The 8,614-nt window shown below is 68.1% G+C and carries 8 protein-coding genes and 1 pseudogene; 2 read left to right on the forward strand and 7 right to left on the reverse strand.

The window, feature by feature from the left end; genetic code table 11:
• Nucleotides 1–4: 4 nt before the first annotated feature.
• From ACFP2T_RS19520 to ACFP2T_RS19540, 5 genes are all read right to left on the reverse strand, one after another.
• The gene (locus tag ACFP2T_RS19520) at nucleotides 5–400 is read right to left on the reverse strand and encodes an MmgE/PrpD family protein (protein ID WP_377423792.1); all 396 of its coding nucleotides are present in this window, start codon (nucleotides 398–400) and stop codon (nucleotides 5–7) included.
• Nucleotides 394–630 (reverse strand): NAD(P)/FAD-dependent oxidoreductase, encoded by a 237-nt coding sequence (locus ACFP2T_RS19525; RefSeq protein WP_377423827.1) that lies wholly within the window; start codon nucleotides 628–630, stop codon nucleotides 394–396. Before ACFP2T_RS19525 ends, ACFP2T_RS19520 begins: the two co-directional genes overlap by 7 nt.
• A 258-nt stretch (nucleotides 631–888) precedes the next feature.
• Nucleotides 889–1,347 carry an SgcJ/EcaC family oxidoreductase gene (locus ACFP2T_RS19530; RefSeq protein ID WP_377423794.1) on the reverse strand — a complete coding sequence of 153 codons (459 nt, stop codon included), beginning with the start codon at nucleotides 1,345–1,347 and terminating at the stop codon, nucleotides 889–891.
• A 100-nt stretch (nucleotides 1,348–1,447) separates the two neighbouring features.
• A complete protein-coding gene (locus ACFP2T_RS19535; RefSeq protein WP_377423797.1) occupies nucleotides 1,448–1,921 on the reverse strand; it encodes an SRPBCC family protein in 474 nt (157 codons plus the stop codon).
• 42 nt (nucleotides 1,922–1,963) lie between these two features.
• On the reverse strand, nucleotides 1,964–4,207 hold the full coding sequence (locus tag ACFP2T_RS19540; protein ID WP_377423799.1) for an MMPL family transporter: 2,244 nt from the start codon (nucleotides 4,205–4,207) through the stop codon (nucleotides 1,964–1,966).
• Between the two features lie 204 nt (nucleotides 4,208–4,411).
• Between ACFP2T_RS19540 and ACFP2T_RS19545 the strand changes: the two genes are divergently transcribed.
• Nucleotides 4,412–5,548 (forward strand): sensor histidine kinase, encoded by a 1,137-nt coding sequence (locus ACFP2T_RS19545; protein ID WP_377423802.1) that lies wholly within the window; start codon nucleotides 4,412–4,414, stop codon nucleotides 5,546–5,548.
• A gap of 178 nt (nucleotides 5,549–5,726) precedes the next feature.
• Nucleotides 5,727–5,987 (forward strand): response regulator transcription factor, encoded by a 261-nt coding sequence (locus tag ACFP2T_RS19550; protein ID WP_377423830.1) that lies wholly within the window; start codon nucleotides 5,727–5,729, stop codon nucleotides 5,985–5,987.
• A 282-nt stretch (nucleotides 5,988–6,269) separates the two neighbouring features.
• Here ACFP2T_RS19550 and ACFP2T_RS19555 read toward each other — a convergent pair.
• Both ACFP2T_RS19555 and ACFP2T_RS19560 read right to left on the reverse strand, forming a co-directional pair.
• Nucleotides 6,270–7,140, reverse strand: a pseudogene (locus ACFP2T_RS19555) (IS5 family transposase).
• Nucleotides 7,141–7,560: 420 nt separating this feature from the next.
• Nucleotides 7,561–8,614: WD40 repeat domain-containing protein (locus ACFP2T_RS19560; RefSeq protein WP_377423805.1), on the reverse strand; the 1,054-nt coding region annotated here is incomplete at its 5' end.

The raw sequence follows: 8,614 nt of genomic DNA on the forward strand, positions 1-8,614 counted from the left end.
CCTCCTAGCCGAACGCGATCGCGTCCAGGGCATTCACCGCAGAGCCGGTGGACTCGAGTTCGGCGAGCACGGCGGGCATCACCGCGCCGCCGGGGCGCCCGATGGCGCCTCGGTGCCCGTCGTCGAGGTCGTGGGCGCTGACCGCGACGCTGTTGAGGTAGGCGGCGGCGAGGACACCGGCCCGGGCGCCGGTGAACCAGACGGTGGCCGGCCGGGTGTCGCCGCACCCGTCCAGGTCGCTCAGCGCAGCCGCGGCGGCGGTGTGTGCGAGCGCGGACACCCCGGTCGCGGCACAGGCGAGCGCGTCCGCGAGGCAGACACGGGCGGCCGAACGTTCCGCGCCGCTGACGGTGCCGGCGAACGCATGCAGCTCGGCCGCGAACCGCTCGATGCTCAGCACGCCGCGAACCGGTCCGGGTGCAGGGCCGTGACGTCGACCGAGGTCGGCTGCCCGGTCACGATCTCGGCGACGGTGCGGCCGATGGCCGGGCCGAGGCAGAAGCCGTGACCGCTGAAGCCGGCCGCGACCACGTAGCCATCCACTCCGGACGGTGTGCCGAGCAGTGGCAGGTGGTCGGGGGTGAGGTCGAGCGTGCCGCCCCAGCCGCACCCCGAAACCCTCGACTGAATCCGACTGCTCGACGAGGAATCCCGACGGGCTCAACGGTATCGGCCCGTCGGGCGCCGCCCGGCTGATCGGCGACATCGGTGCACATCATGGCCATCGTCCAACTGCGCAACGACACCGAGAGTCGCGCCTAATACCGGCGCAACCGTCGAGCCGGCCGGCACCTACCCGGCGCCGGCCGGTCCCGACATGCCCCCCGCCGCCCTCCATGCAGCAGGGCGGTAGGCGGGTCGATTGGCCAGCGGTGGCCCGCCCCACCACTAGATGGTTTGCGATCCTAACGGCCGTTGGAGATTCACTGACTCCAAGGCCGCCACGGCCTCCAGCGAGATCAGCCGCGAATTCTGCAGGGCGACAACCTCCCAGTGATCGTCCTGCCAACCCACGACGAACAGTTGCATGGAGTAGCGACTCGGCGGCGGCTCCTTCTCGCCCGGCATCGCGATCCCGACGCGGTGGTGTACGACGCCGCAGCCCGACCCGATAATCCGGGCGAACGGCACCTCGCCGTGCAGTAGCCGAGACCCCTTCATCACCGTGTCGAAAATAGGTTGATGGGTGGCGATCATCTGCTCGCGTCCCCGGTAGACGGTTCCCTCGAAGTCCGCGAACTCAGCGTCGTCCGCGAAGTCGGCAAAGAATGCGGTGGCGTCACCGCGGTTCCAGGCCTCGTTCATCCGGGCCGGGATGGCGCTGATCGCCTCGACCGAGTGTTGCATGTAATTACCTTTCCGCGTTGTCAGCCTGCAAGGTACTCGAGCGGACGGTTGGCTCCTTGGCCATCCGTGCGCGGTTGTTGCACATCAGTGCCGTCAAGCCCTATAGGAGTTCCCGACCACGACGGGCCGGTGGAGTGTCCAGGCCGGCGGCGTGCTCCGCGAGTCCGGTCACCATGGCCCGCATGAAGCGGCGGAGGTACCACTGGAAGACCCAACCCATCCCTCGGCGAGCCACGTACGTGCCGTGCCAGCGAATCCGTGTTCCGCCGCCGGGCAGTTCGTGCAGTTCGACAACGGCGCGGTAGTCGGCCATCTGTGGGTTCTCCACACCCTCGTACGCGAACCGGTGTATGGGCTGTAGGACCGTGATCCGTTCCGTGGTGACGACGTTTCCGGTGCGGAAGGCGCGGGTCGCGCCGACGTCGTCTCGTCCATCGGGTGAAAGGTCGCGCGACTGGTCGGATTCCAGCGCGTCGATGCGCGACCATTCGGGCCAGCTCTTCGGATTCAGCAGTAACTTCCACACTGCATCTGGCGGCGCCGTCGATTCGGCTGTGACGTCGTACGACTGCATTTCGGACTCCCTACACTGTTCGGCTGTCGGCAGGCGGGCGCGTCAGGAGATGTGTTCCGGGACGCGGCCGGGCTCCTCGCGGGCCGCCGGTGCGCCAGGCGGTTCGGTGGACAGGGTGGCGCCGGTCTCGTCCAGTCCCATCCGTGCGTGCAGGCGCCGGGCCCACGCCGGTGCCCACCAGTTCGCCGACCCGGCGAGTTTCATCAGCGCCGGAACCAGGGTCGCTCGGACGATGAAGGCGTCGATCAGCACGGCGATGCCCAGGCCGAGGCCGAACATCTTCATGAAGGTGATCCCGCTGGTGGCGAAGGCGAAAAAGGTGATCGAGAGCACCAGCGCCGCGGCGGTGACGATCCGTCCCGTCCTGGCGAGTCCGGTGACGATCGATGCGTGGTTGTCGCCGGTGCGGTCGTACTCCTCCTTCATCCGGGCGAGCAGGAAGACCTCGTAGTCCATCGACAGGCCGAAGGCGACCGCGAACATCAGCAGCGGCATCGCGGTGTCGGTAAGACCCGTCGGGGTGAATGCCAGGGGGCCGGAGAAGCTGCCGTCCTGGAAGATCCAGACCATGAGGCCGAGCATGGCCGTCAGGTTGAGAGTGTTGAGGACGATCGCCTTCAGCGGTACGAGGAAACTGCCGAACATCGCGAACAGCAGGGCGAACGTCGCCAGGGCGATCCAGAGCCCGGCCCACGGAGCGACGGAGGAGATCGCCGCCTTGGTGTCGACGAGTCGGGCGGTGCTGCCGCCGACGAGCGCTTCGAAGGGTGGGTCGAGGTCCCGCAGGCCGTGCACGAGGTCCTCGGCCTGCGACGACACCGGCATCACCGAAGGCACGACCTCGAACCACTGGCCGGCGTCGGCGACATACCGGCCCGAGTCCGGGGCGGGGCCGCCGACCCGGTGCCCGCCGGCCCAGGTTCCCTGGGCGGTGACGACCTCGGCGACGTGCTCGACCCGGGACGCGGCCACGACGTACGCCTCGATGTCGGCCGGCGTGGCCGACCCCCTGACCACGACCGGGAGCGCCTCGGCGGCGAAGCCGGAGTCACGCTGCACCTTCTCCGTCGCCTGTCGGGCGGCCACATCGGCCTGAAGTACCCGGGCGTCGGGATTGCCGAACTGGATGTTGAGGATGGGGAGGCTGAGCAGCACCAGCAGCGCGATCACCGCGCCGGTGACCAGGCCCGGCCGGCGAAGCACCCGTTCGGCGACGGCCGCCCACCGGCGGGACCCGCTCTCCCCGCCCCGCCGCATGCCCGGCAACGACCACGCGTTGACCCGATGACCCAGCAGCACGAGCAGCGTGGGAAGGGTGACCACCGCGGCGAGTACGGCGACCAGTACGACACCGACCCCGGCGTAGGCGAACGAGCGTAGGGAGTAGAGCGGGAAGGCGGCGAGCGCCAGCAGCGCCACGGCCACGGTCACCCCGGAGAACACGACCGTCCGGCCGGCGGACTCCACGGTGCGGATCGTGGCCAGGCCGACTCCGTGCCCGGCGTCCAGTTCCTCACGGAACCGGGAGACCATGAGCAGTGAGTAGTCGATGGCCAGGCCGAGACCCAGCGCCATGACGAGGTTGGTCGAGAAGACCGAGACGTCGGTGAATCGGGCGATCCCCCACAGCACGAAGAACGCGCCGAAGGTCGCCGCGCCACCGACGACGAGCGGCAACAGCGCCGCGACGACGCCACGGAAGACCAGCAGGAGCAGAAGCAGCGTCAGCGGGATCGCGATCATCTCGGCGAGCACCAGGTCCTGCTCCAGACCGTGGCCGAGAGCCTCGCCGATGGCCGCGGCGCCGCCGATCTGCACGGTGACGGCACCGCGGTCTCCGTCGAGCCGCTTCCGTACTCGTTGGACCGTCGCCTCCGCGTCCGCGTCCTCGCCGCCGGCGCGGGCGAGGACCAGCGCCGAGGCTCCGTCGTCGGCGCGCAGGGACGGCGGCGAGCCGAGTGTCCAGTAGGACATCACCTCGTCGACGCCCGCCACGGCGGCGAGTTCCGTGGACAGCGCCTGGCCGGCGGCCGCTGCGTCGGGGGCGTCGACGTCACCACCGTCCGCGGTGACGACGAGCAGGATGTTGGGGGTACCGGCACCGAACTCGTCTTCGAGGAGCCTGCTCGCCCGGGCGGAATCCGAATCTGGATCGTCGAAGCCGCCTGTCGACAGGCTGTCGAAGACGCCGCCGCCGAGGATCACGGTCAGCGCGAACACGACCAGCGAGCCGAGGAGGGTCAGCCGGGCGCGTCGGACGACCAGCCTCCCGAGCGCAGTGAACATGACGACGACCTCCTCGGCGGTCCGGTCGGTCCGGACGCCTGCCGATGAAGTCTGGAGTCGGCGACCCCCCGGTGTCCTCGGAGTGGGGTGTCGATCCGGTCCTTCCCCCGGACGGGCGAGGCGGCGCCGGCTCCTACCTCGGTAGGAGGCGTTCGGGCACCGTGGTCGGAATTGACGGCGCCGGTACTGACCTATATTCCTGGCATGCCCGCACTGCTGCGTGACCGCGACGAGTTCGTGATCGGGGCGGCCGTGCTCGGCACCGGCCTGGGAGTGCTCAACCTCGCCTACACCTCGGACTGGGGCTGGATCCTCGCGCTGCTGATGCTTCCGGCGCTGATCGTCCGGGCGGCCTGGCGGTCGATGCCGGGCTGGCTGCTGCTGTCGTGGGTCACGATCCCGACACTCGTCGGCGACGCGGCGGTCGTCACCCAGAGCGCCTACCTCGTGGTCGTCACCGCACTAGCCGTCGTCGCGGCCAGCCGCCCGCGACGGCTCGACACCGTCGTGATGTGTCTGTGCCTGCTGTCACCGTTCCTGATCTGGCTGCTGGAGACCAACAACTGGCATCGGGGAATCGGCGCATGGCTCTGGTTCGGCGGCCTGCTGATCGGATGGGCCTTCGGCCATGTCGTCGGCCGGCAGTTCGCGCTCATCGACGAGCTGGAACGTACCCGCACCAGGCTGGCCGAGACCGCCGTGGCCGAGGAACGGCGACGCATCGCCCGGGACCTGCACGACCTGGTGGGGCACAGCTTCAGCGTCGTCCTGCTCCACCTGTCCGGAGCGCGGATGATCCTCACCTCCTCGCCCACGCAGATCGCGGAGACCGCCGAGGCGGCGGAGGCGGCGGAGGCGCTGCGGCAGGCGGAGGACGTGGGCCGCAAGGGAATGGACGAACTGCGCCAAGCCCTGATGCTCATGCACCAAGGCTCCCACTCCCTCACACCACTGCGACCCGGCGAACTCGAACACCTGCTCGGCACGTACCGCGACGCCGGAATGCACATCGACATCGACGTCGCCGGAGACATGGGCGGCGTGTCGGCGGCGCCCCGCATCGTCCTGCACGACGTGCTCCGGGAGGCCCTCACCAACGTCGTCAAACACGCCCGCTCCCCCGAGGCGACGATCCGCATCGGCGTCGACCACGACCAGGTCGAGGTACGCGTCGAAAGCGCGCTCGGTCCGACCTCCTCACGTGCCGGCAGCGGTATGGGACTGGCCGGGCTCGAACACCGGGTGGCCGCCATCGACGGGACCTTCCAGGCCCGGCCGGACCGGGAACACTGGGTGGTCCAGGCACGGCTGCCCCGCCGCCTCGCCGGAGCGTCCGCGTGATCCGCGTACTCCTGGTCGACGACCAGCCGATGGTCCGCGCCGGGCTCGGACTGATCCTGCGCAGCCAGCCCGACATCCAGGATACGAACTGAAATCCGCCACCCCCGAGAACCTCATCGAGGCAGTCCGCACCGTCGCGTCCGGCGGCACCTGGATCGACGGCACCCTCCTCGGCCCGATCCTCGACTCCTACCGACAGTCGACACGGCCGGCGACCAGCCACGAAACCAAGCTCGACGCGCTCACCGACCGCGAACTCGACGTCCTCCGCCTGATGGCACGCGGGGCCTCCAACCGGGAAATCGCCGAACAACTGTTCGTCGCGGAAACCACGGTCAAGACCCACGTCGGCTCCCTCTTCAAAAAACTCGGCGCCCGCGACCGCGCCGCGGCCATCGTCTTCGCCTACGACGCAGGACTCGTCAAACCACGACGATGAGGGCCATCGCCAATGACCGCACGGCCCTGACGGCGCGGTAGCCATGGACCGGATCCTTGATTCGGCGCCGCCGAAGTCGGAAGCGTAGTCCTTCAGTTAGACACTCAGAGACGACAAAGAGGGCATATCCATCGATGAGATATGCCCTCTGACCTCCGTCGGGACGGCCGGATTAGAACCGACTACCCCTTGTTACCAACCGTAGCCAACCTGAGCTTGTCGCTCTTTGTCGAAAGTAGGCATTGAGCTGCACAAACATGCTTAGCCGATGATCGCTTCTTGTCACTGTTTGTCATCGTCGGGCCGGGGTTTTCGGGGGGTAAACGGGGGCCGCCGCCGGGACGCTTCCAAGCGGCAGCACGCCCGCTCCCCCACGACCAGGGCGCGCCCTTCATAAGACGACCAACTTGCGCCTACCCCATCGCGGCACGCTTGCCGCCGGGGGATTGTGCCGTAGTCGTTGATCCAGGAGTTCGTGCGCTCCACTACCCAGCGCTTGCCGGCCTGAATGGGGGCAGGTAGTCCCTTGCGGGCGATCTGGCCGTTGAGGTGGTGCTCGTGCAGTCGTTGGCGGGTGGCCATGTTGTCGTAGGCACGGTCCAGGTGCATGGTGGCGCCGACAGGTAGCGGCCCGGCCTGTGCGGTGGTGGCTTTTGAGGGTGTCCTCGAACAGTGCGTTGTCGTTGCGGTTCGCTGGCGCCGAGACGATGGCCAGGGGGATGCCGTCGGCGTCGACGCTGGTGGAGCGTTTCAGACCGCCTTTGCCGCGGTCGACCGGTGACCGGCCGGACCGTTCGCCGCCGCAGGGCGCTTTGGTGATCGCGCCGTCGGTGGCGAGGTCCTGGAGTGACAGACCGATCATGCGGTCGTCGGCGGCCAGCGCCAAGGCGTGGAGTTGTTGGGCGATACCGGCCTCCGCCCAGTCTTTGACACGGCGGCGGATGGTCCGGTCCGAACAGCGGGAACTGGCGCTGCGTTCATAGCCGGAGCCGTGGACGAGGGCGTCGATGACGTGCTCGAACACGACCCGGTCCGGGATACGTCGGCGGTGGCAGCCCAGCGGGTGGGCCGGGTCGTAGGTCGGCCGTTGCGGAAGTAGCGCGGCGAACTCGACCCAGACCGGGTCCAACAGCGATGATGGCACGGCAGGCACGGGACTCCCGTCGATCACTGAGCGTAGAGAACTCCGATGATCGATGAGTCCCGTGCCTGTTCGCTATCCCCGTCCCGCTATCTGCCCGGATCAGCACCTACTGCCGGTCGCTCTAAAGCGGCCACCCAACCATGACCCGTCCGTCGTCATCCCCATCGACAAGCCCATACGCCGCCGAAGAAGACTCAACGGGGTGATCAACGAGTACCACCGGGCAGCCTGAACTGATCTTCAAAACGCCAGCTCACCGCCATTGAACGAGTTTTGGCACGGTACACGAATTTTCGAGCCCCACAGGAGTGGCCGATTTCGATCCTGCAGGAACTTTGCGACAGACGATCTTGACGACAGCTCAATGCAACAGCGCCGTCCTGACCAGCCTACGCCCAGCCACCAGCACCTCTTGACAATAGAAACGTCTCACTGTGCCTTGTCTGCGATTGCCTCGAGGAGTTCGATGTTTATCAAACCGGTCGTGATTCCTACGGCCAGAGCGGCACCCTCTGAGCTGATGCTCAATGCGGAGTAGTGAAGCGGCACGGTGAGGATGGGCTCGCTGGTTGCTGGGTCCCACAGTCGTACGGTCCGGTCCTCGCCAGCGGAGGCGACTAAGGTGCGCCCGCTTATCGAAACCGCGCACACCCCGGTGACCCAGCCGACGTGGCCGCGCAGGGTGCGTTCGTGCTGGCCGGTGGCCGGATCCCACAGTCGCACCGTTCCATCGTCGCCGGCGGAGGCCAGCAGCGTCCTCCCACCCACCAACATCCCACACACCCCACGCACGGGGCTGGTGTGACCTCCCAGGGTGCGTTCGTGCCGCCCCGTGGCCGGATTCCACAGTCGCACCGTTCCATCGTCGCTAGCAGACGCGAGCAGCGTCTGCTCGCCCACCGACACCGCGCACACCCCACGCACCCGGTCGCTGTGTAGATGGCGTAGTTGTCTCAGTCGGCCGATGATTCCGTTCCAGGCAGGTACGAGGTCCCCGGTAGCTGGGTCCCACAGGCGCACCGTCTTGTCGATGCTGGCGGAGGCGAGTAGTGTCCGCCCACCCACCGACAGGGAACACACACCACCCACCGAACCGGTGTGACCTTCCAGCGAACGTTCGTGGTGGCCGGTGGCCGGATCCCACAGCTGCACCGTTCCATCGCTACAGGCGGAGGCGAGCAGCGTCCGCCCACCCACCGACAGGGAACACACTCCGCACACTCGGCTGAGGTGACCGCGTAGGATGCGTTCGTGGTGGCCGGTGACCGGATCCCACAGCCGCACCGTCCAGTCGTCGCTGGCAGACGCGAGCAGCGTCTGCTCGCCCACCGACACCGAACACACCCCCCGCACCCAGTCGGTGTGACCTTCCAGCGAACGTTCGTGCTGCCCGGTAGTCACATCCCACAGCCGCACCGTCCCATCGTCGCTGGCAGACGCGAGCAGCGTCTGCTCGCCCACCGACACCGAACACACCCCCCGC

This window comes from Plantactinospora solaniradicis (assembly GCF_042658085.1).
Lineage (GTDB): Bacteria > Actinomycetota > Actinomycetes > Mycobacteriales > Micromonosporaceae > Plantactinospora > Plantactinospora solaniradicis.